This window comes from Streptomyces sp. NPDC002825 (assembly GCF_040295385.1).
Taxonomy (GTDB): domain Bacteria; phylum Actinomycetota; class Actinomycetes; order Streptomycetales; family Streptomycetaceae; genus Streptomyces.
Window position 1 is genome coordinate 61,451 of sequence record NZ_JBEOVH010000017.1, and the last position, 22,740, is coordinate 84,190.

Below are 22,740 nucleotides of genomic sequence, written 5' to 3' on the forward strand. Positions count from 1 at the left end.
GCGGAGGGGCGGTCGGTCAGACGCCGGCGCCCAGGAGCGCGGTGATGCGCTGCGGGTCACCGCAGACGACGAGCAGCGCCCCCGCGCGGGTCATCGCCGACGGGAGGGCCCGGGCGGCCGACTCCTCGTCACCGCCGTTGACCGCGACGATCACCACGGGGCGGGCGGCGGCCCGCTCCACGGCCGCCGCGTCCGCGAAGAACACGTCGTCGCCGCTGTCCTGTTGGGCCCAGTAGGCGGCCTCACCGAAGGACAGCTCGTGGGCCGCCCACGGGTGCGGGTCACCGGTGGTGAGCACCAGGATCTCGCCGGGCGCCCGCCCGCTCTCGAGGAGCAGGTCCAGGGCCTCCTCGGCGGCGTCGAGCGCGCCGTCGACCGGGGCCGGGATCAGCTGGAGCTGCGGAGTGGATCGCCGGTCGGAACGATTCTCCGCGGACGTGGCCGGAGACTGTCCGGCACCGGGGTGCGGCATCGGTGCCGTGGGCCTGGCCGGGCCGGGACCGGGGCGTCCGGGACGCGGAGAGGCCGCGGAACGCGGGCCGGGTACGGGACGGGGGGTCGACGCGGGGCGGCCGGCGGCCGCGGTGGCGCGGGGACCCTGGGCGCTCTCGTGAATCTGAGGCTCCTCGGGGATGAGAGGCATGAATGGATGTTTATCAAACGCCGCTGCGCGGAGCACCGGCGGGTGGGCACACATGTGCACCCCGGCCACGTGGACGGCCCTCTCGGACAGGGCCCCCGTGACCGGAAGTTCAGAAGTCGAAGCCGAGTTGGCCCCCGCTCTCCAGCGCGGCCGCCTCGGCGGAGAGGCGGACCTTTTTGAGGTGGCGCCACTGGGGCAGCGCGTCCAGGTACGACCAGGAGAGTCGGTGGTACGGGGTGGGCCCCAGCTCTTCGAGCGCCGCCTTGTGGACCGGCGAAGGGTAGCCCGCGTTGGCGGCGAAGGCGTAGGCCGCGTACGTGGCGCCCTCGGCCTCGAGCTCCGCCATGAGGGCGTCGCGCCGGACCTTCGCGATGACGGAGGCGGCCGCGACGGCGATGCAGGACTGGTCGCCCTTGATCACCGTACGGACTTGCCAGGGGCTGCCGAGGTAGTCGTGCTTGCCGTCCAGGATCACCGCGTCGGGCCGCACGGGAAGGCCTTCGAGGGCCCGGATGGCCGCGAGCCGCAGCGCCGCGGTCATCCCGAGTTCGTCGATCTCCAGCGGAGAGGCATCGCCGAGCGCGTACGCGGTGACCCAACCCTCGAGCTCCGCCGCCAGCGCGTTCCGGCGCTTGGGGGTGAGCAGCTTCGAGTCGGTGAGCCCCTCGGGGGGCCGGCGAAGGCCGGTGACGGCCGCGCACACCGTGACGGGGCCGGCCCACGCTCCGCGTCCGACCTCGTCGACCCCGGCGACGATCTTGGCGCCGGTGGTGGCTCGGAGCGACCGCTCGACGGTGTGGGTGGGAGGTTCGTACGGCATGGCGCCAGACAGGTTACGCCGCCTGACGCCACCCGCGATACCCGGATTCGCCACAGACGCCCGGAGGGCCGTCACATCCGGTCCGGATTCCCACCCCACAGCCCGCCGGCGCCGAAAGACCGCCCCTCAGCAGTCCCCGCCATCCGGACCGGCTCAGGCACGCAGCAGCGGCACCATGATCCGGTCGATGACATCGGCGATCTCACCGTCGGACCATTCGCTTCCGCACACCTTGGACCGGTACATCATCATGGCGGGAATGACATCCAGGACGAGATCGTCGATCGCGTCGGCCCGCACCTCTCCGCGCGTGATGCCGCGCTGCAGCACGTCCTGGAAGAGCCGTTTGGACGGTTCGATCACACCCGTCTCGATCAGCCCATGGAAGCGTGCGGCTGCCTCGGCATCGCATTCGTGAAGCACGGAACGCAGGGCGAAGCCGGGCTTGGAGTACATGACGTCCCTGACCTGGCGGCACAGCTCGTACAGGTCCTCACGCACGCGACCGGTGTCCGGAGCCTCGTCCAGCGACGGCAGTCCGGCCTGAAGGGCGTCCGCGACGAGGTCTTCCTTCGAAGGCCACCGGCGGTACACCGCGGCTTTGCCCGTCTGCGCGCCGACCGCGACACCCTCCATCGTGAGGCCGCTCCAGCCGACGCTGCCCAGCTGGTCGAGCGCGGCCTCCAGGATGGCCCGCTCGAGAACGGGCCCGCGGCGTCGCAGCGCCGCCCCCTCCGGCCGGGCGGCGGCCGTGGAGCGCGAAGTAACCATCAGGATCTCTCCGTTGACGCGATTCGATTCGTCGGCAGTGCCCAGTGAACGGTTGCGTTCACTGAGGGGGACTCACTACCGTGGCGAACAGTGAACGGGTGCGTTCACTAATTCTTCCGTGGGGGATCCATAGTGACAACTTCTCCGGTGGACACACAGACCAAGGACGAGCCAGGTCACGCCGCCAGTCGGCCGGGCATCGCCTTGACCGTCATCGCCGCCTGCCAGCTGATGGTCGTCCTCGACGCCACCATCGTGAACATCGCACTGCCGCACATCCAGGACGCGCTCTCCTTCTCGACCACCGACCTGTCGTGGGTGCTGAGCGCCTACACGCTCACCTTCGGCGGCCTGCTGCTCCTCGGCGGACGCGCCGGCGACATCCTGGGCCGCCGCCGGGTGTTCATGGCCGGAATCCTGCTCTTCACGTTCGCCTCGCTGCTCGGCGGCTTCGCCCAGGAGCCCTGGCAGCTGCTCGCGGCGCGGGCCCTGCAGGGCGTCGGCGGCGCGATCGCCTCGCCCACCTCGCTCGCGCTGATCACCACGACGTTCCCCGAAGGACCGGAGCGCAACCGGGCGTTCGGCGTGTTCGCCGCGGTCTCCGCCGGTGGCGGTGCGATCGGCCTGCTCGCCGGCGGCGCGCTCACCGAGTGGCTCGACTGGCGCTGGGTCTTCTTCGTCAACGTGCCGATCGGCCTGCTGATCGCCTTCCTCACTCCGCGCTACATAGCCGAGTCCGAGCGTCACCCGGGCCGGTTCGACATCGCGGGCGCCGCGACCTCGACCCTGGGCATGGCGGCGCTGGTCTACGGCTTCATCCGGGCGTCCGAAAAGGGCTGGAAGGACGGCCTGACCATCGGCTCCTTCGCCGCCGCGGTGGTCCTCCTCGTGGCCTTCGCCGTGGTGGAGTCGCGCGCCAAGGAACCGATCACCCCGCTGCGCATGTTCGCGGACCGCAACCGCTCGGGCACGTACGTGATCATGCTCAGCCTGTCGGCCGCCATGTTCGGCATGTTCTTCTTCATCGTGCTCTGGGTGCAGAACGTCCTGGGCTACAGCCCGGTCCAGGCCGGACTCGCCTTCCTGCCGGTGACGGTGGCGATCGGCGTCGGCGCGGGGCTCGCCCAGCGGCTGCTCCCGGTCCTCGGCCCCAAGCCGTTCATGGTCACCGGAGCGACGCTCACCGGCGTCGGCCTCGCCTGGCTGACGTTCATCTCCTCGGACAGCAGTTACGTCACCGGGGTGCTCGGCCCGATGATCGTGTTCGGCTTCGGCATGGGCCTCAACTTCGTGACGCTCACGCTCACGGCCGTCTCCGGGATCGCCCAGCACGAGGCGGGCGCCGCGTCGGGTCTCCTCAACGCGACCCAGCAGGTCGGCGGCTCGCTCGGCCTCTCGATCCTGGTCACCGTCTTCGGCACGGCGAGCCGCGAGGAGGGCGAGAAGCAGCTGCCGGACTTCCTCGCGCACTCGACGCCCGAGCAGCAGGCCGAGGCGCTGAAGGCGAAGGAGCTGCCGGCGCCCTGGGGCCACGAGGTGCTGACCTCCGGCATCTCCTCGGCCTTCACGGCGGCGGTCGGCATGGTGCTGATCGCACTGGTCACGGCCGTTCTGGTGATCCGGGTCCGCAAGAGCGACCTGGAAGCACTGAGCGGCCGCGCCGAGGCCGCGGGCCCGATGGCCTAGGGACACGCCGAGGCCCCGGATCCGGTGGCCCGGGGACGCCCGCGGCCGAGGCCCCGGGCCAAAGGGCACAGCCACGCACACGTACCCGAAGCCGGAGGTCCGACGGCCCGGCCACGCGCACGCGTACCCGAGCTCCCGGGGCAATAGCCACAGCCACGCGCACGCGTACCCGATCGCACCGATGTCCCCCGCCCCATTCGGAGGCGGGGGACATCGCGCCGTTTCAGGCCGTGCCGTCCGGGACCCACCCCGGAAGTTCCTCGGTCTGTCGCAGCCACTCCTCCGGCGGCGCGCCGCCCGCCGCGGCGACCACGCCACCGGCGATGGCGCAGGTCGTGTCGACGTCGCCGCCGACCTGCGCGGTCGTCCAGAACACCCGCTCGAAGTCGCCGAGCCCGCGCGCGGCCGACCAGAGCGCGAAGGGGACCGTGTCGTGGGCGCTGGTCCGCCGTCCGCTGCCGAGCACCGCGGCGACCGTGCTCGCGTCGTCGTAGTCGAGCATGTCGCGGGCCCTGCGCAGGCCCGCGCCGACCGCGCTGCGCGGCACCAGGGCGATGACCCCGTCGAGCAGGGCCTCGGGCGTGGGCGGCCCGGCGGGGTCGGCGGCGATCGCAGCCGCGGCGGCGACGGCCATGGTCCCGACCACGGCCTCCCGGTGCTGGTGGGTGGTGTACGCGGAGATCTCGGCCTGGTGGGTGGCCTGCTCGGGGTCGTCGGCGTACCAGGCTCCCAGCGGGGCGATCCGCATCGCGGCGCCGTTGCCCCAGGAGCCCTGCCCGTTGAAGAGCGCGGCGGCGAGTTCCCGCCAGTCGCCGCCCTCCCGGATGAGCCGGAGCATCCGGTTGACCGCAGGGCCGTAGCCCCGGTCGAAGTCGTGGTGCTCCGCGAAGGACAGGGCCAGGGCGTCCTGGTCGATCCGGTGGTGGCGGGCGAGGACGGCCAGGACGGAGCAGGCCATCTCGGTGTCGTCGGTCCACTGCCAGGGGCCGGCGGGCAGCTCGCGCCGCTTCAGCAGGGGGTAGTGGGCGGGTACGAAGAACTGGGAGCCCAGGGCGTCTCCCACGGACAGCCCGCGCAGGCTGGCCAGGGCGCGATCGAAGCGCCGGTCGGGTGAGGAGTCAGCGGTCATCGGTCTGCCACTCTATCCGGTGGGGCCGTACGGTTCCGGGGTACGCCAGCGTTCGAACGGCCTGTCCAGGCGGTAGCGGCCGTCCTCCCCGAGCAGGAGCATGCGGGTCTCGGCGTTGCCGGGGTTCGACAGCGACTCGAAGTCCGCGACGGTCCAGTGGAACCAGCGCATGCAGAACAGCCGCATGGTCAGCCCATGGGTGACGAGCAGGACGTTGGGCGGATGGTCGGGCGCCTCGAAGCTGCGGTACAGGCTCTCCAGGAAGGCGCCGACGCGGTCGTAGACGTCGGCACCGGACTCGCCCTGCGCGAAGCGGTAGAAGAAGTGCCCGTACGCGTCCCGGTACGCCTTCTGCAGGCGCACGTCCTCCCGCTCCTGCCAGTTGCCCCAGTCCTGCTCCCGCAGCCTGGGCTCCTCCCGTACCCGTACCTGCCCCGCGGGGAGCCGGAAGGCCCGGAGGGTCTCATGGGTGCGGCGGTAGGGCGAGACGTACACGCTGACCGGCTCGTGCCCGAAGAGCTCCCGCAGCCGCTCCCCCGTGGCCTCGGCCTGCCGCCGGCCGGTCGCGGTCAGCCTCAGGGCGTGGTCGGGCTCGCGTTCGTACACCGTGTCATCGACATTGCCCTCGGACTCTCCGTGCCGTACGAGAACTATGCGCCGCGGTCGTGCCATACCCCGACCCTAGATCGCCCCTCTGCGGCAGGCTCAGCCGAGGGGGCGCCCGGAGCCCATCCGGGGTACGTGCCGGGGGGAGGCTCAGACCGTCCAGGACGGTTCGAGCTGCACGACGTCCCCGTTGAGCGCGGCCACGTCGGCCGCGGTACGGGCCCGCAGCCCGAGCCGCTCCACGCGCTCGACCCGGTATTTTCCGTGCTCGGCGGCGGACTGCCACAGGGAGAGCACCAGGAACTCGCTGCCGGGGGCCTCGCCGAACAGGCCCCGCAGCATGCCGGGAGACCCGGCCATGGCCGGGTTCCACACCTTCTCCTGCATGAGCGCGAAGTGCTCGGCGCGGTCCTCGTGGACCCGGCAGTGCGCCACCCGCGCCACGTCGGCGTCGGCGAACCGCGGCTCGAACCCCGTCTTCACGTCGAAGCGGTGGTCGAAGAGCTTGACCTGGATGTCCTTGAACGTGCCCGCCTGGGAGGCCGCCAGCCGGTCGTGCGACCGCGCCATGAACGAGTCGTAGAAGGCCCGGCTCTCCCAGAACGCGAAGATGTGGGCGACGTCCGGGCGCCCCCGGCTCCACCCGCCGCCCTGGCCCCGGAATCCCGGCTCACCGAGCAGCCCCGCCCATTTCCGCTGTCCCCGCTCGAACCCTCGACGGTCCACCACGGTGCAGCGAATCCACTTGACCAGCACCGCGCCATCGTACGGGGCCGGAGAGCGCCCCGGCAGACCCTGTCAGAGTCCCGCCGCGTGCACGCGCTCCAGACCGGCGCGCTCCTCGTCGTCCAGTTCGATCCCGAACTCGGCCTCCAGTGTCGCAGCCAACTCGGCCACCCCCACGGTCCGTTCCTCGGCGGATCCGTCCGTGCGCGTCATGGAGAGGCGCTCGCGCACCAGCGCCTTGCGCACGTCCGCGCCCGGCCGCTGCGCCACGACCTGGCCGAGGAATCGCGACTGCGGGTGGCTGGAGCTGTAGTGGTTCATGACGGTGAAGTCGCCGGGGTAGAGGGCCTGCGGCGAGAAGGCGTACAGGTCGGTCCAGCCCTCCGGCCGCAGCGAGCGCAGCACATGGATGCCCTCGTCCTCGACACCGATCCCGAAGGTCCAGCCGCCCTGCTCCACGCGCGCGCCGTCCCGCAGCGGCACGGGTTCGAGCGGCCCCTGCCAGCCGAACCCGACGTCGGCGAGCCACTGTTCGCCGTCGACCGTGACCACGAGGAGCGCGTGGGTGACCGGCGGCAGCGCCGCACCCCGCGAGCGGTTGCGGGCGCCGCGGCCGGCCACCCGGAAGCCGATCCGTTCGAGGACCGCCGCGAAGAGGGAGTTCTGCTCGTAGCAGTAGCCGCCCCGGCGCCGCTCGACGAGCTTGCCCTGAAGGCTCTTCAGGTCCAGGGGCACGTTCCTTTCGAGCGCGACGTCGAGGTTCTCGAACGGAATGGCCGAAACGTGCGCCCGGTGAAGGGCCGTCAAGGTCCTGACGTCGGGGACGAGTTCACCGTCCCTCTCTCTGTCGTATTCGATTCGAGCCAGATATGCGTCGAGATCCAGCTCGTCACCGCTCCACAAACCGCTCTCCCCCTCAAGCGCCGGGTCCTCTGTCGTAGGCACATGACACCATGAGTAATCGGCCCACGACCACGGGCTTTTGAACGGGTCGACGGTACGAGGCGAGGGCGTGCGCGGGGGCGTGCGCGGAGAGGGGAAGCACCATGAGCGGACTCAACAAAGGGGTGGCTCGCGTCGAGGTCACGCTCAAGTGGGACCCCGCCCCGGCCGGCGCGCCGGCCCACGACCTGGACATCGTCGCCGGGGTCTTCCGTACGGACGATCCGTACGGCGCGCCCGCCCATCTGGTGCACTTCGGCAGCCGCTCCCCGGACGGCACGATCACCCTCCACCGCGACAGTCGTACGGGGCAGGGCTTCGGCTACGACGAGGCCATGACCCTGGAGCTGGACCGGCTGGACGCGCGGTACGCGCGCGTGGTGGTGGGCGTCGCCATCCAGCAGGGAGGCGGGCGGCTGACCTTCGGCGACATAGCGAACACGGGCATACGGGTCCGCGAGGGGTACACCGACCTGCTGACCCACGACTTCGCGGACGTCCCCGGGGCCCGCTCGGCGACGGTCGTCGAATTCACCCGCGACGGCGCGGACGGCTGGTCGTACCGGTCGATCAGCCGCGGTTTCGACGCCGACCCGCAGACCTTCGGCACGATCCTGGGCACCCCCGCGGCCTGACGCCTGCCCGGTCATGCGAGAAGGGGCGCCGACCGGCGGTCGGCGCCCCCTCACAGGCGATCGGACGGGCGGTCCGGTGCGCTCAGCGGCTCTGGCCGCTCGGCGCACCGGCCGGCGTCAGCTGCAGCCGCTGGTCGAGCCGCAGCCCTCGCAGATGTAGCAGGAACCGGCCCGCTGCATCTTGGTGCCGCAGGAGAAGCAGAGCGGAGCGTCGGCGCTGATGCCGAGCTGCATCTCGACGAGCTCCGCGGAGGTGTGGGCCTGCTTCGGAGCCGGGACCTCGACCTTCGGGGCCGGGGCCGCGACGGCCTTCAGCTCCTGGGTGCGGGGCGCGGACTGGGCGAGCGCCTCGACGTCGACGTCCTCGTCCTCGGGCTGCTCGTACGAGCCGGTGTCGAGGTGACGCTGGCGCTCCTCGGCCGAGTGGATGCCGAGGGCGGAGCGGGTCTCGAAGGGCAGGAAGTCCAGCGCCAGGCGGCGGAAGATGTAGTCGACGATCGACTGCGCCATCCGCACGTCCGGGTCGTCCGTCATGCCGGCCGGCTCGAAGCGCATGTTGGTGAACTTCGAGACGTACGTCTCGAGCGGGACGCCGTACTGCAGGCCGACCGAGACGGCGATGGAGAAGGCGTCCATCATGCCGGCGAGGGTGGAGCCCTGCTTGGACATCTTCAGGAAGACCTCGCCGAGACCGTCGTCCGGGTAGGAGTTGGCGGTCATGTAGCCCTCGGCGCCACCGACGGTGAAGGAGGTGGTGATCCCCGGGCGGCCCTTGGGCAGACGCTTGCGGACCGGGCGGTACTCGACGACCTTCTCGACGGCCTCGCGGATCGTCGCCTCGGACTTCGCGGTGACCTCGGCCTTCTCGTCCTCCTTCTTCTTCGCGGAGAGCGGCTGGCCGACCTTGCAGTTGTCGCGGTAGATCGCGAGCGCCTTGACGCCCATCTTCCAGGCCTCGAAGTAGACCTCCTCGACGTCCTCGACCGTGGCCGTCTCCGGCAGGTTCACGGTCTTGGAGAGGGCGCCGGAGATCCACGGCTGGATGGCGGCCATCATGCGGACGTGGCCCATCGCGGAGATGGAGCGCTCGCCCATGGCGCAGTCGAAGACCTCGTAGTGCTCGGTCTTCAGGCCGGGGGCGTCGATCACATTGCCGTGCTCGGCGATGTGGGCGACGATCGCCTCGATCTGCTCCTCCTGGTAGCCCAGGCGGCGCAGGGCCTGCGGGACGGTGCCGTTGACGATCTGCATCGAGCCGCCGCCGACGAGCTTCTTGAACTTGACCAGGGCGAGGTCGGGCTCGAGGCCGGTGGTGTCGCAGGACATCGCGAGACCGATGGTGCCGGTGGGGGCGATGACCGAGGCCTGGGCGTTGCGGAAGCCGTTCTTGGCGCCGAGGCGGATCACGTCCTGCCAGGCCTCCGTGGCGGCGGCCCAGATCGGCGAGTCCAGGTCGTCCATGCGGACGGCCTTGGTGTTCTCGTCGGCGTGCTGCTGCATCACGCGCTGGTGCGGCTGGGCGTTGAGGGCGTAGCCGTCGTAGGGGCCGACGACCGCGGCAAGCTCGGCGGAGCGCTTGTACGAGGTGCCGGTCATCAGGGAGGTGATGGCGCCGGCGAGGGCGCGGCCGCCGTCGGAGTCGTACGCGTGGCCGGTCGCCATCAGCAGGGCGCCGAGGTTGGCGTAGCCGATGCCGAGCTGGCGGAAGGCGCGGGTGTTCTCGCCGATCTTCTGGGTGGGGAAGTCGGCGAAGCAGATGGAGATGTCCATCGCGGTGATGACGAGCTCGACGACCTTGGCGAAGCGCTCGACGTCGAAGGACTGGTTGCCCTTGCCGTCGTCCTTGAGGAACTTCATCAGGTTCAGCGAGGCGAGGTTGCAGGACGTGTTGTCCAGGTGCATGTACTCGCTGCACGGGTTCGAGCCGTTGATGCGGCCGGACTCGGGGCAGGTGTGCCAGTGGTTGATCGTGTCGTCGTACTGGATGCCCGGGTCGGCACAGGCCCACGCGGCCTCGGCCATCTTGCGGAAGAGCGCCTTGGCGTCGACCTCCTCGATGACCTCGCCGGTCATGCGCGAGGTGAGGCCGAACTTCCCGCCGGACTCGACGGCCTTCATGAACGTGTCGTTCACGCGGACGGAGTTGTTGGCGTTCTGGTACTGGACGGACGTGATGTCGTCGCCGCCCAGGTCCATGTCGAAGCCCGCGTCACGGAGGGCGCGGATCTTCTCCTCCTCCTTGACCTTGGTCTCGATGAAGTCCTCGATGTCGGGGTGGTCGACGTCGAGGATGACCATCTTGGCCGCGCGACGGGTCGCGCCGCCCGACTTGATCGTTCCCGCGGAGGCGTCGGCGCCGCGCATGAAGGAGACCGGGCCGGAGGCGTTGCCGCCGGAGGAGAGCAGCTCCTTGGAGGAGCGGATACGGGAGAGGTTCAGGCCGGCGCCGGAGCCGCCCTTGAAGATCATGCCCTCTTCCTTGTACCAGTCGAGGATGGACTCCATGGAGTCGTCGACGGACAGGATGAAGCAGGCGGAGACCTGCTGGGGCTGCGGCGTGCCGACGTTGAACCAGACCGGCGAGTTGAAGCTGAAGATCTGGTGCAGGAGGGCGTAGGCCAGCTCGTGCTCGAAGATCTCGGCGTCGGCGGGCGAGGCGAAGTAGCCGTGGTCCTCGCCGGCCTTCGTGTACGTCTTCACGATCCGGTCGATGAGCTGCTTGAGACCGGTCTCGCGCTGCGGAGTGCCGACGGCACCGCGGAAGTACTTGCTGGTGACGATGTTGACCGCGTTCACCGACCAGAAGTCGGGGAACTCGACGCCACGCTGCTCGAAGTTGATCGAGCCGTCGCGCCAGTTGGTCATGACGACGTCACGGCGCTCCCAGGCCACCTCGTCGTACGGATGCACGCCGGGGGTGGTGTGGATGCGCTCGATGCGCAGGCCCTTGCTCGCCGACTTGGCTCCCTTGGTGCGGGAACCACGTGCCGGGCCGCTCGCCGTCTCTGTCATGCCGCCTCCCATATACGGGCAAAACACACTTTGGCACCCAGATAGTCCCAGGGCACCGTCTTCTGTACGTCGTTCTGTACTGCTGCCACAGGGACCACAGGGGTCGCCCGGGGCACGTCTGCCGGGCCGCACGGCGGCCGGTCGCCGGGCCGTCGAACGGCCCGGTCCGCCGATCAGTCGGCGGCGGTGGCGGGAACGGGGACCTCAGGGGTCGCACCGGTCCCGCGGTTCTCAGCGGGAGGCCGCACGCGGAGCTCCGCGATGGCGGCCTCGAAGTCTTCGAGGCTGTCGAAAGCCTTGTACACGGACGCGAAGCGCAGGTACGCGACGAGGTCGAGCTCCTGCAGGGGGCCGAGGATGGCCAGACCCACGTCGTGGGTGGTCAGCTCGGCACTTCCGGTGGCGCGCACCGCCTCCTCGACCCGCTGGCCGAGCTTGGCGAGGGCGTCCTCGGTGACCGGTCGCCCCTGGCACGCCTTGCGCACGCCGGAGATGACCTTGTTACGACTGAAGGGTTCGGTGACGCCGGAGCGCTTCACCACCATGAGCGAGCAGGTCTCCACCGTCGTGAAACGACGGGAGCAGTCGGGGCACTGGCGGCGGCGTCGGATCGACGTCCCGTCGTCGGTGGTGCGACTGTCGACGACACGGCTGTCGGGGTGCCTGCAGAAGGGACAGTGCATTGGTTCCGACCCTCCTCACGGCACGACTGACGAGCCTCGCCGGCCCGTCAAGGCCCTGCGAAGCGACCACCAGCATAGGCGATAGGGGCACCCCCGGCAGACCGGGGACCACTACCCCTGGGTGGCCGATGCCATCCAACCACTAGATCTTGGGTTGGGGACACTAACGGCCCCTCCGCGTGTCGCAGCCCGGGCGCTCCCGCGGATCCACGCCTCCGGGTGCGACACTGGGACGGTGCACCGGTCGCTCGCGACCCAGCGGCGAAGGCTACCGTAACGACCGATTTGGGACGGCGGAGTGAGCGGGCTCATACACCCCCGCACATACGCGCGTAAGGCAATCTGCGAATTTTCACTCGAACGTGTGTTTGGCGCAACCTTTCGAAAGCCACTACCGTTGTGCCAGCCAGGGAGACCATTCGAGAGGGGCCGACGACGTGACCACCACCGCAGACAGTGCCACCATCACCGCCCAGGACCGCTCCCAGGGCCGACTCGAGCCGGTGCACGCCATGAATGACGCAAGCATGAACGGCGAGGAGCCCGGGCGACCCGCCCGCGCCCTCCCCGGGCGACCTCCAGGCATCCGCGCCGACAGCTCCGGACTCACCGACCGGCAGCGCAGGGTCATCGAAGTCATCCGCGACTCGGTCCAGCGGCGCGGCTACCCGCCGTCGATGCGGGAGATCGGGCAGGCGGTCGGCCTCTCCAGCACCTCCTCGGTCGCACATCAGCTCATGGCGCTCGAGCGCAAGGGCTTCCTCCGCCGCGACCCGCACCGGCCCCGCGCCTACGAGGTCCGCGGCTCCGACCAGCCGAGCACCCAGCCGACGGACACCACCGGCAAGCCGGCCGCTTCGTACGTGCCGCTGGTCGGCCGGATCGCGGCCGGTGGCCCGATCCTGGCCGAGGAGTCCGTCGAGGACGTCTTCCCCCTCCCCCGCCAGCTGGTCGGCGACGGAGAGCTGTTCGTCCTGAAGGTCGTCGGCGACTCGATGATCGAGGCCGCCATCTGTGACGGCGACTGGGTCACCGTCCGCCGTCAGCCCGTCGCGGAGAACGGCGACATCGTCGCCGCGATGCTCGACGGCGAGGCCACCGTCAAGCGCTTCAAGCGCGAGGACGGCCACGTCTGGCTGCTCCCGCACAACGCGGCGTACCAGCCGATCCCCGGCGACGAGGCCACCATCCTCGGCAAGGTCGTCGCGGTGCTCCGGCGGGTGTGACACTCCCCGCCGGCTCTGACCGGGCCCCGGGACCCACTGCGCCGGTCCCGGGGCCCTGCCGTGTCCCGACCCGCTAGCCAGCCGTCCTCGAGGCGGCGTCGATGGCCGCGAGCGATTTCCGCACCTGGTTGCGGTCCGTCGTGTACCAGAAGTCGGGCAGCGAGGCCTTCAGATAACTGCCGTAGCGGGCCGTGGCCAACCGGGGATCGAGGACCGCGACGACACCCCGGTCACCGGTGGCCCGGACGAGTCGGCCCGCGCCCTGGGCCATCAGCAGGGCCGCGTGGGTCGCCGCGACCGCCATGAAGCCGTTCCCGCCGGCCTCCTCGACGGCCTTCTGCCGTGCGCTCATCAGCGGGTCGTCCGGGCGGGGGAACGGAATCTTGTCCATGACGACCAGCTGACAGCTGGGCCCGGGGACGTCCACGCCCTGCCACAAGGACAGCGTCCCGAAGAGACAGGTCTTGGGGTCGGCCGCGAAGTTCTTGATCAGCTCGCCCAGCGTGTCCTCGCCCTGGAGCAGGATCGGCAGCTCCGGGATCCGCGCCCGCAGCTCCTCCGCCGCCTGCTGTGCGGCACGCATGGAGGAGAAGAGACCGAGGGTCCGCCCGCCGGCCGCCTGCATCAGTTCGGTGAGCTCGTCGAGCATGTCTCCCCGCTCCCCGTCGCGCGCGGGGCGCGAGAGGTGCTTGGCGACGTAGAGGATGCCCTGCTTCGGGTAGTCGAACGGGGAGCCGACGTCGATGCCCTTCCAGACGGGGAGGTCGTCGCCCTTGGTGCCCTCGGGGGCCAGTCCGAGCGAGGCCCCCACCCCGTTGAAGTCGCCGCCGAGCTTGAGCGTCGCCGAGGCGAGCACCACGGACCGCTCCGCGAAGAGCTTCTCGCGCAGCAGGCCCGAGACGGTCAGCGGCGCGACCCGCAGCGAGGCGCCGAACCGGTCGTGACGCTCGTACCAGACGACGTCGTACTCGGAACCGTGGGTGATCCGCTCCGCCACGCCGTGCACGGTCTCCACCGAGGCCATGGCCTGCTTGCGCACCGCGTCCTCGTCCTGCACGGCCCGGTCCCGGGTGTTGCCCAGCGCCGTGATCACGGCGCGGGCCGCGTCCCGCAGCGCCATCAGCGCGTACGCCAGGTCCTCCGGGATCTCCTCAAGGCGGCCCGGAAGCGCCAGCTCCATGACCCGCTCGAAGCCCTCCGCTGCGGTCTGGAGCTGGTCGGCCGTCTTCTCGTCCACGAGCTTCGCGGCACGGCGCACGGCCCGGTTGACCTGGCCCGGCGTGAGCTCGCCGGTGGCCACACCCGTGACCCGCGAGACCAGCTCATGGGCCTCGTCCACGATCAGCACCTCGTGCTGCGGGAGCACCGGGGCGCCCTCGATGGCGTCGATGGCGAGGAGGGCGTGGTTGGTGACGACGACGTCCGCGAGCTTGGCGCGCTCGCGTGCCGCCTCGGCGAAGCACTCCGGCCCGTACGCGCACTTGCTCGCGCCGAGGCATTCCCGGGAGGAGACCGATACCTGGGCCCAGGCCTTGTCGGAGACGCCGGGCGTCAGGTCGTCCCGGTCGCCGGTCTCCGTCTCGTCCGACCAGTCCCGGAGCCGCAGCAGGTCCTGGCCCAGCTTGCTCGTGGGAGCGGCCGCCTCGAAGGGGTCGAAGAGGCCGTCCTCCTCGTCCTGCGGGACACCTTCGTGGAGCCGGTGCAGACAGAGGTAGTTCGACCGGCCCTTGAGCATGGCGAACTGCGGCCGGCGGCGCAGCTGCGGATGCAGTGCGTCGACCGTCCGGGGAAGGTCGCGCTCGACGAGCTGGCGCTGGAGCGCCAGGGTGGCCGTGGCCACCACCACCCGCTCGCCCTGGGCGAGCGCCGGCACGAGGTAGCCGAGCGACTTGCCCGTGCCGGTGCCGGCCTGGACGAGGAGGTGGGAGTTGTCGTCGATGGCCTCGGCCACGGCCTCGGCCATGGCGACCTGGCCGGGCCGCTCCGTGCCGCCGACGGCGGATACGGCGGCGTGGAGGAGGTCGGGGAGGGATGGCTTCGTCATAGCCCTTCCACCCTACGGGGCGGCACTGACAGCCGGGGCACGCCCGCGGTTCACGCGAGGGGGTTGGGGACGGTGCCGTGGACGGCCGCGTGCGGGCGCTCGGACCGGTCCCGGTAGCCGTCCAGGTGCAGACGGTTGCGGTTGAGACAGAGCCGCTCGATGCGCGGGGTCAGGAGGTCGAAGAGCTCGAAGCGTTCCTTCAGCTCGGGGAAGCGCCCCTGGTGCCGCAGGATCTCGGCCCGGACGAGACTCCAGAAGTCGTCTTCGGGCACACCGAGTTGGTCCTCGCAGAGCGGCGCCAGGTAGCGGAAGACGCCCACGAAGAGCCCTGAATGGATGAACTGGGTCAGGAATCCGGGCTCCTCCGTCAACAGGACGCCGCGGACATCATCCGGGAGGGTGGCGTGTTCGGGTAGCGGGTGGGCACTGATGTTCACATCGTCGACGAAGTCCTTGATCGCCAGCCGGACGGGGACCTCGTCGCCGTCGTACACGACGATGGCGTTCTCGCCGTGGGGCGAGAAGACCGTGCCGTATCGGTAGAGGAAGTGCAGCAGCGGGGGGAGCAGAGCGGTGAAGAGGTGCTGGAGCCAGACTGCGGGGGCGAGCCCGGAGCGCTCGACGAGCTCGGCGACGAACGCCCGGCCGTCGGGGTCGGTGTGGAGCAGGGAGGCGAGGGTGCGGGCCCGCTCGCCCGGGGGCAGCCTCAGGGGTTCGCGCCAGATCGCGCCGAGGAGTTCCTTGTACTGGTACGGGACTTCGGGCAGCCGGTCGTACAGCGGGTGCTCGACGGTGACGGAGGCGACCTCGCCGAGGAGAATCACTCCGCACTCGTCCCGGAGGAAGGGGTCGGCGTCGCGCAGGCCGTGGACCCAGGCGGTCACGGCGGGCGCGGCGAGGGTCCGCTCGGTGGGGAGTCCGCGCCAGACGAGGGTGTTGAGCACCGACAGCGGCAGCTTCACGGTGTGCCGGTCGGGGCGGCTGGTGTTGAGGAAGGTACGGACGGACTGCTGCGGCAGACGGAGGTCGCCGTCGGCGGTGAGCGGGACGACGGTCCCGGCGGCGATGGCCGGCGCGTAGAGCGGCAGCAGGATCTCGTCCCACTGCCAGGGGTGGACGGGCAGCAGGAGGTAGCCGTCGGGTTCGTGGCCGCGGGCGGTCAGTGCGGCGCGGAAGGCGGCGTGCACCTCGGGGTCGAGTTCCCGGGCGTAGAGCCGGTCGGGGGTTTCGAGGCCGGATACGCCGCGGTAGGCGGCGAGGCGGTTGCTGACGGCGATCCACGGCAGGCGGGTCGCGCGGCGGGCCTCGGGGGCCCAGTCGGCGGCGTCGGTGGCGGAGAAGCCGATGCGGCCCTTGTTGAGGACGAGCCAGGGGTGGCCGGTCTGGTGGCCTTCGAGTGCGGCGTAGGAGAGTTCGGCGAGCCGGGCGGCGGGGAGGGCCGTGTGGTCGAGGCGGGCGTCGGCGCACAGGGTCGCGGAGAGCTCGCGGATCAGATGGCCGAGGGTGGCGCCGTCGAGCTGGAGGAGGCGGCGGGCGCGGACCAGGAAATCGAAGGGGTCGGTGAGGGGCAGGCCCTCGTGGGTGACGGAGCCGGCGAGGACGTGCCAGCTGCCGTAGGCGCCCCGGCGGGCACGGAAGGTGAGCGTGGTGCCGTCGTCGAGGCGCAGTGCGTACCGGTCGGGTTCGCCTCCGGCCGTGGGCACGGGTTCGAGGATCTCCTCGTACGAGAACTCCGAGAGGGCCTTGGCGAGGAGGCGGGAGCAGGCCCGGGTCCAGGCGGCGGCGTTCAGCTCGGGAGGCGCGAGCAGCTCGGGCGCGGTGACGGCTCCGTCGGGGGCAGCCGGGGTCGCCGGGCTGGGTGGTGCGGAGTCGTGGGGTGCAGGGGACGTCGACACGAGGACTCCTCGGGGTGGGAACCGCTGTGGGTCGAGCGGTGTATGTGAGGCAGAGGGGTGTTCACAGAACGTGACGAAGGGCCCGGTCACGGATCATGAGCGCGGCTCTTTTGTCGGGGAGGTCGACTTCCGCCGCGTAGCGGAAGCCGCCGGTGAGGAACGCGGAGACGGAAGGGGTGTTGCGGATGTCGGGTTCGGCGACGACGCGGGTGCAGCGGGGACGGTGGTCGAGGACCAGATCGGCGACGGCGCGCAGCAGCGTGGTGCCGACGCCGCGGCCCCGGTCCGTGGCGCCTCCGATCAGCAGGTGGATACCCGTGTCGTGGGGAAGCGCCGGGTAGTGCCGGGCGAGCGGGTCGAGATCGGCACGGTAGATCTCGAAGTAGCTCATGGGCGTGCCGTCGAGGACGCCGAGGCAGGGGACGCTCCGGCCGTCGCCCTCGAGTTGGGCGCGGACGTGCTCGGCGGTGACGGTCTCGGGTCCGGCGAGTTCCCAGAAGGCGGCGACGGCGGGGTCGTTCATCCATCCGGTGAGGAGGGGCAGATCGCGTTCGAGCCGCACGGGTACGAGCCGGAAGGAGCCCACGGCGGTGTCGGCGGGGCTCCAGGCGGCGACGGAGTCCAGCAGATCGCCGTCGAGGAGGGCGACGAGGTCGTCGACCCTCAGGTCCAGGGTGTCCTCCCCCGGCGGGTCGACCGGTGGGCGGGTGGGTGACACGGTGTCGCTCTCCTCTCGGCGGTGTGGTCGGGGCGGGCGTGGGGCGCCGGCAGGGTGGTTCAGCTACGGAGGGGGTTGGTGACGGTGACGTACACGGACTGGGTGTCGACGGGCCCGACGAGCTCGTCCAGGCCGTGGAGGCGGGTGAGGAGGTTGGCCTTGCTGCGCAGGGTCGCGGCTTCCAGGAGCCGGTGCGGCAGGGGTGAGCCGAGGCTGGTGGCCGAGACGAGGAAGCTGCGGAAGGCGGCGAGGAGGACGCGTTCGTCGGCGAGGTGCTGGGCGCCGAAGGCGCCGATGAGACCGAGGACGTTGTTGATGCCGAGGTAGTAGGCGAAGCGTTCGTCGGTGACCTGGTCGGAGACGAAGGTGTCGCTGTCGGCGCCGATGCCGGGGAGGCGGCTCTCCAGCTCGCCCCGGTGGGACTCGCGGAAGTAGTAGCCCTGGTTGTCGCGGTAGCGGCCGCCGACCGGCCAGCCGTCCGGGTCCAGGAGCACCAGGGTGTTCTGCTGGTGGGCTTCCAGGGCGATGCCGGCGTGGCCGTCGAGCCAGAGGACGGGGCGGACGACCTGGTCGAGGTAGCGGAGGAACCACTCGGCGGCGACGGCGGTCGTGGGGCGGCCTGTGCGGGCGGAGAGCCGTCCGATGAGGTCGGCGAGCCGGGAGCGCATGGTGGTGGCTCCGGGCCAGGGGCGGGGTGCCGTGAGGGAGGCGATGCAGACGGCGTCGTCGCCGGGGCCGAAGGGGTTGTGGCGGATCATGACGTCGAGGCCGGGGACGGGGGTGCCGTCGGGGGTGTCCACGGCGAGCCAGGCGGGGTCGCGGACGATGTCGAACGACGGGTGGGCGGCCTGCCACTCGTCGACGAGGCCGGTGCGGAGCAGCCGGTGGACCTCGACGCCGCGGTGGAGTTCCTTGCGGAGGTTCTCGCGGCGGGAGTTGGTGATGCGCAGGCCGAGGGAGAGCTTGAGCATGGCCCGGGCGCCGGGGCGGTGCACGGTACGGACGGAGGAGGTGGGGTGCCAGGGGCTGCCGTGGAGGCCGAGGTCGTGGAGGAGGCCGGCGTCGAGGAGGGCCCGGACGTCGGGGCGGTGCAGGAGTTCGCGGGCCTGCCAGGGGTGCAGGGGCAGCGGGGCGGTGCCGGTGGGGAGGGTGAGTCCTTCGGCGAGGGCCGAGGCAAGTTGCTCCGCGGTGACGGGCCGGCCCTGTTCGGTCCACGCGGAGTCGGTGGCCAGGAGGGTGCGGTCGACGGCGATCCAGTGGAGGGGGAAGGAACCGTGGAGTTCGGGTGAGTAGAGCCGGCCTTCGGCCTCGGAGAGTCCTTCGCGGCTCTTGGGGGTGGGGTGGAGCGGGTGGCCGAGCAGCAGGGACTGTTCGGCGGCGAGGAAGAGGTCGGCGTCCGGGTGCGGCTCGGGGCGGCGGCGGCGCTCGGTGAGGAAGTCGGCGGTGCGGCGGGCGGAGTCGGCGACGCGGCCGACGAGGTCGGTTCCTTCGGAGCGGCCGGTCTCACGGCTCAGCAGGGCGGCCACCGTGACGGCGTCGGCGGCCGGCGCGGAGGCCGGGAGTCCTTCGAGGGCGGGCGCTCCGAAGCGGTGCCAGCCGGTGGGGGACCAGTAGCGGACGGGGACGAGGAGGGCCGTGCCGCTGGCGTCGAGGGGGATGCGCAGGGTGGTGGATCCGGGGGCCGGGAGGTTCTTCTCGCGGACCCAGCAGCGGAGGAGGTTCTCGACGGCCGCGGCGTCGGCGGCCCGGTGCGGGTCCGGGTCGTCCAGCGGGTCGGGGCTGCCGGCCGGGCGGCGGCTCGGGGGCTCGTACGGCCCGGTGTGCTGGCGCGGGACGGTGGGCTCCTCGGCGCCGAACGCGTCCACGCCGAACTCCTCGGACCTGAACGGGTCCGGGAGGACCGCCTGCGTGCTCCGGCGCTCGGGGCGGAGGGCCGCGGAGTGAGCGGGCTCGGCGGAAAGGGGCGCGGAGTGCGGGGGCTCCGCGGGGAAGGTCGCGGAGTGAGCGGGCTCCGGGAGGAGGGGCCCGGAGAGTGGGCGCTCCGGGTGGAGGGGAGCCGAGTGAGCCCCCTCCGCGGGGAAGGTCGCGGAGTGCGGGGGCTCCGGGAGGAGGGGTGTGGAGAGTGGGGGCTGCGGGTGGAGGGGGTTCGTGGTGCGGGGTGGTTCGGTGATGGGGGGCGGGGTGACGGGGGTGGCGTTCACGGGGGCTTCCTTGGGGGTGGGGGCCGGGGCGGTCCGGGGTCAGTGGGACGGGCCGGAGGCGTTCCGGGGGGCCGTGGCCCGGGGGGAGGCGGGCGGGTGGGGGGCGTGGGCCCGTTCGGCCGCGGCGAGGGCGTCGGCGAAGCGGTCAAGGACGGCGTCGGCCTGCTCGTCGGTGAGGGTGAGCGGAGGCAGGAGCCGGACCACCGCGGAGTGGCGGCCGCCGAGTTCGACGATGAGTCCGCGGGCGAGGCACTCCTGCTGGACGGCGAGGGCCAGCGCGGGGGCCGGGGGCGGGACGGGGTCGTCCGGGCCGGCCGCTTCGGGATCGACGAGTTCGACGCCGATCATCAGGCCCCGGCCGCGGACGTCGCCGACGCAGGGGTGTGCGGCGGCGAGGCCCTGGAGGCGGCCGAGGATACGGGCGCCGAGGGTGCCGGCCCGTTCGGCGAGCTTGTTCTCGCGGACGTACGCGAGGGTGGCCGCGCCGGCGGCCATGGCGAGCTGGTTGCCGCGGAAGGTGCCGGCGTGGGCGCCGGGTTCCCACGCGTCGAGCTCCGACCGGTAGACGATGACCGCGAGCGGGAGGGAGCCGCCGATGGCCTTGGAGAGGACCATCACGTCGGGCACGACGCCGCTGTGCTCGACGGCCCAGAAGGCGCCGGTGCGGCCCACGCCGGTCTGGACCTCGTCGACGACGAGCGGGACGGAGCGGTCGGCGGTGACGCGGCGTATCCGGCGCATCCAGTCGTCGGGGGCGGGGATGACCCCGCCCTCGCCCTGGACGGCCTCGACGATCATTCCGGCGGGGGTGGTGACGCCGCTCTTGGGGTCGTCGAGGAGGTTCTCGGTCCAGCGGGCGGCGAGTTCGGCGCCGCGCTCGCCGCCGACGCCGAAGGGGCAGCGGTACTGCTGCGGGTAGGGCAGCCGGGTCACGCGGACGTCGGTCGCGCCTCCTGAGGCGTCGAGGGCTCCGGCCGTCATGCCGTGGTAGGCGCCGGTGAAGGCGAGGAGGCCGCTGCGGCCGGTGGCCGTCCGGACGAGTTTGAGGGCCGCCTCGACCGCGTCCGTGCCGGCGGGGCCGCAGAACTGGATGCGGGCGTCGTCGGCGAGTTCGCCGGGGAGGGTGGCGAACAGTTCGGAGGTGAAGGCGTCCTTCACGGGGGTGGCGAGGTCGAGGACGTGGAGGGGCGCCCCTGAGTCGAGGACCTTCCTGATGGCTTCCAGGACCACGGGGTGGTTGTGGCCGAGGGCGAGCGTCCCGGCGCCGGACAGGCAGTCGAGATAACGGCGACCGTCGGCGCCCTCGATGGTCAGCCCCCGGGCCCGTACGGGGACGATCGGCAGGGAGCGGGCGTAGGTGCGGGCGGCGGACTCGCGTTGGGACTGGCGGCGAAGGATGCCCTCGTACTCGCCCCCTCGGTCCGGCTGGTCCGTCGGCCGGGTGTGCGTACGCGCGGCCGGTGGGACGGCCGGAGCTGATTCGGTCACGGCCACGGCTGGGTGTCCTCCCGCTGTAACAGTTGCGTTGCACATCGGGGCGTCGTGAAGCCGCCGCAAGGGCCGTCCAGAACGCCACCGTTGTGTCCCCCGTACGTACCAACGACGGGAACTGCCCGGGATCACGGGCCGGGAGGCAGGAACTTGGCGTGTCCCGGATCACGGCACGGCAACGGCCGAGGGGTGCCCGGAACCGTGGACGGGGCGCGTACCGTCCCCTCCGGCACCGGCATAGTGGGGGCGGTCGGTCGTGTCCGCGAGGGCGCGGCCGGTGTTCGCCCATGCACCATGCACAAGTTGACGTAGTCCCAGGGGGATCACGAGATGCGATCGATTCGTCCGCTGCTGATGGCGGCTTCCGCCGTCGCGGCGCTGACGCTCACCGTCACTGCCTGCGGTCCGAGCGAGGAGAACGCGGGAGGGGACAAGCCCGTCGCGCCCGCGAGCCTGGACCCGGACAAGATCAAGATTCCGGAGGACCTGAAGGACCGCCTGAAGGAACACGGGATCGACCTGGACAAGTGGCGGAACGGCGAGTGGAAGAACTGGGACCGCGACAAGTGGCTTCGTGAGGCCAAGGACTTCGTCAACCCGATCATCGAGGACCTCTGGGACCCGGACCGGATGCGCGAGGCCGAGCGCCCCGACAAGCCGGTCGAGGAGGAGGACATCTCGGGCGACAAGGGTGTCACCGACCCGACGCCGGAGCCGGTGAAGGCGAAGGCGGTGGCGGCGAAGTACCACGACAACGCCCCCGAGTCCGGCAAGGTCTTCTTCGACAGCCCCGAGGGCTCGATGGTCTGCTCGGCCACGGTCGTGAAGGACCCGGCGCACCCGGGCAAGTCCAACCTGGTCTGGACGGCCGGGCACTGCGTGCACAAGGGCAAGGAGGGCGGCTGGTACCGCAACATCGCCTTCGTGCCCTCCTACAACGACGCGGCGATGGAGACGGCCGCGCTGGAGAAGGCGACGCGCGAGCAGATCGCGCCGTACGGCGTGTGGTGGGGGGACTGGGTCAAGACCTCCGACCAGTGGATCGCCGAGGGCGCGTCCACCGGTGGTGCCGGTGCTCCGTACGACTTCGCGGTCATCAAGGTGACCCCGGAGAAGGGCTCCTCGGGCAAGTCGCTGGAGGAGACGGTCGGTTCGGCGCTGCCGGTGGAGTTCAACGCTCCCGCGGTGCCGAAGATCGCGAGCCTGACGGCGACCGGCTACCCGGCGGCGCCGCCGTTCGACGGCCAGAAGGCGTTCCAGTGCCAGGACAAGCCGGGCCGGCTGTCCCTGAAGTCCGACCAGCCGACGATGTACCGGATCGGCTGCACCATGACCGGTGGTTCGTCCGGCGGCGGCTGGGTCGCCGAGGGCCATGACGGCAAGCCGGCGCTGGTGTCGAACACCTCGATCGGCCCGTCGACGGCCGGCTGGCTCGCGGGTCCGCGCCTCGGTCCCGAGGCGAAGGCCATCTACGACGAGGTCAGCAAGAAGTACGCCGGCCAGTAGGCGCGG

Annotated in this window: 18 protein-coding genes; 4 read left to right on the forward strand and 14 right to left on the reverse strand. The window is 71.5% G+C overall.

The window, feature by feature from the left end:
• Positions 1 to 16: 16 nt before the first annotated feature.
• From ABT041_RS22175 to ABT041_RS22185, 3 genes are all read right to left on the reverse strand, one after another.
• A complete protein-coding gene (locus ABT041_RS22175) occupies positions 17 to 643 on the reverse strand; it encodes a hypothetical protein (RefSeq protein WP_351186973.1) in 627 nt (208 codons plus the stop codon).
• 109 nt (positions 644 to 752) lie between these two features.
• Positions 753 to 1,463: a ribonuclease HII gene (gene rnhB, locus ABT041_RS22180; RefSeq protein WP_351186975.1), complete on the reverse strand. Its 711-nt coding sequence runs from the start codon at positions 1,461 to 1,463 to the stop codon at positions 753 to 755.
• A gap of 153 nt (positions 1,464 to 1,616) precedes the next feature.
• A complete protein-coding gene (locus tag ABT041_RS22185) occupies positions 1,617 to 2,234 on the reverse strand; it encodes a TetR/AcrR family transcriptional regulator (protein WP_351186977.1) in 618 nt (205 codons plus the stop codon).
• A gap of 147 nt (positions 2,235 to 2,381) precedes the next feature.
• Here ABT041_RS22185 and ABT041_RS22190 point away from each other — a divergent pair, with 147 nt between their 5' ends.
• Complete coding sequence (locus tag ABT041_RS22190) at positions 2,382 to 3,920, forward strand: MFS transporter (protein WP_351186979.1); 1,539 nt, start codon at positions 2,382 to 2,384, stop codon at positions 3,918 to 3,920.
• 223 nt (positions 3,921 to 4,143) lie between these two features.
• Here ABT041_RS22190 and ABT041_RS22195 read toward each other — a convergent pair whose 3' ends face one another.
• The 4 genes from ABT041_RS22195 to ABT041_RS22210 form a co-directional block, all read right to left on the reverse strand.
• On the reverse strand, positions 4,144 to 5,049 hold the full coding sequence (locus ABT041_RS22195) for an ADP-ribosylglycohydrolase family protein (RefSeq protein ID WP_351186981.1): 906 nt from the start codon (positions 5,047 to 5,049) through the stop codon (positions 4,144 to 4,146).
• A 12-nt stretch (positions 5,050 to 5,061) separates the two neighbouring features.
• On the reverse strand, positions 5,062 to 5,721 hold the full coding sequence (locus ABT041_RS22200) for a histidine phosphatase family protein (protein ID WP_351186983.1): 660 nt from the start codon (positions 5,719 to 5,721) through the stop codon (positions 5,062 to 5,064).
• Positions 5,722 to 5,805: 84 nt separating this feature from the next.
• Positions 5,806 to 6,411: a YdbC family protein gene (locus ABT041_RS22205; protein ID WP_351186985.1), complete on the reverse strand. Its 606-nt coding sequence runs from the start codon at positions 6,409 to 6,411 to the stop codon at positions 5,806 to 5,808.
• Between the two features lie 42 nt (positions 6,412 to 6,453).
• On the reverse strand, positions 6,454 to 7,326 hold the full coding sequence (locus ABT041_RS22210; protein WP_351186987.1) for an arylamine N-acetyltransferase family protein: 873 nt from the start codon (positions 7,324 to 7,326) through the stop codon (positions 6,454 to 6,456).
• A 101-nt stretch (positions 7,327 to 7,427) separates the two neighbouring features.
• Here ABT041_RS22210 and ABT041_RS22215 point away from each other — a divergent pair, with 101 nt between their 5' ends.
• The gene (locus tag ABT041_RS22215; RefSeq protein ID WP_351186989.1) at positions 7,428 to 7,958 is read left to right on the forward strand and encodes a TerD family protein; all 531 of its coding nucleotides are present in this window, start codon (positions 7,428 to 7,430) and stop codon (positions 7,956 to 7,958) included.
• 117 nt (positions 7,959 to 8,075) lie between these two features.
• On the opposite strand, the gene ABT041_RS22220 is transcribed toward ABT041_RS22215, so the two are convergent.
• Both ABT041_RS22220 and nrdR read right to left on the reverse strand, forming a co-directional pair.
• Positions 8,076 to 10,970: a vitamin B12-dependent ribonucleotide reductase gene (locus ABT041_RS22220; RefSeq protein ID WP_351186991.1), complete on the reverse strand. Its 2,895-nt coding sequence runs from the start codon at positions 10,968 to 10,970 to the stop codon at positions 8,076 to 8,078.
• A gap of 173 nt (positions 10,971 to 11,143) precedes the next feature.
• Positions 11,144 to 11,653, reverse strand: coding sequence for a transcriptional regulator NrdR (gene nrdR, locus ABT041_RS22225; RefSeq protein WP_351186993.1), 510 nt, complete (start codon positions 11,651 to 11,653; stop codon positions 11,144 to 11,146).
• A gap of 437 nt (positions 11,654 to 12,090) precedes the next feature.
• On the opposite strand from nrdR, the gene lexA reads away from it, so the two are divergent.
• Positions 12,091 to 12,879 carry a transcriptional repressor LexA gene (gene lexA, locus ABT041_RS22230; protein WP_015036661.1) on the forward strand — a complete coding sequence of 263 codons (789 nt, stop codon included), beginning with the start codon at positions 12,091 to 12,093 and terminating at the stop codon, positions 12,877 to 12,879.
• Positions 12,880 to 12,952: 73 nt separating this feature from the next.
• Here lexA and ABT041_RS22235 read toward each other — a convergent pair whose 3' ends face one another.
• The 5 genes from ABT041_RS22235 to ABT041_RS22255 form a co-directional block, all read right to left on the reverse strand.
• A complete protein-coding gene (locus ABT041_RS22235) occupies positions 12,953 to 14,923 on the reverse strand; it encodes an ATP-dependent DNA helicase (protein ID WP_351186995.1) in 1,971 nt (656 codons plus the stop codon).
• A 50-nt stretch (positions 14,924 to 14,973) separates the two neighbouring features.
• Positions 14,974 to 16,818: an IucA/IucC family protein gene (locus ABT041_RS22240; protein WP_351186997.1), complete on the reverse strand. Its 1,845-nt coding sequence runs from the start codon at positions 16,816 to 16,818 to the stop codon at positions 14,974 to 14,976.
• Between the two features lie 61 nt (positions 16,819 to 16,879).
• Entirely contained in the window at positions 16,880 to 17,536 is a 657-nt protein-coding gene (locus ABT041_RS22245; protein WP_351186999.1) for a GNAT family N-acetyltransferase, read from the reverse strand.
• A gap of 59 nt (positions 17,537 to 17,595) precedes the next feature.
• Positions 17,596 to 19,401 (reverse strand): IucA/IucC family protein, encoded by a 1,806-nt coding sequence (locus tag ABT041_RS22250; protein WP_351187001.1) that lies wholly within the window; start codon positions 19,399 to 19,401, stop codon positions 17,596 to 17,598.
• Between the two features lie 375 nt (positions 19,402 to 19,776).
• Positions 19,777 to 21,231, reverse strand: coding sequence for a diaminobutyrate--2-oxoglutarate transaminase family protein (locus tag ABT041_RS22255; protein ID WP_351187003.1), 1,455 nt, complete (start codon positions 21,229 to 21,231; stop codon positions 19,777 to 19,779).
• Between the two features lie 327 nt (positions 21,232 to 21,558).
• Between ABT041_RS22255 and ABT041_RS22260 the strand changes: the two genes are divergently transcribed.
• Positions 21,559 to 22,734 carry a trypsin-like serine peptidase gene (locus ABT041_RS22260; protein WP_351187005.1) on the forward strand — a complete coding sequence of 392 codons (1,176 nt, stop codon included), beginning with the start codon at positions 21,559 to 21,561 and terminating at the stop codon, positions 22,732 to 22,734.
• Positions 22,735 to 22,740 lie beyond the last annotated feature (6 nt).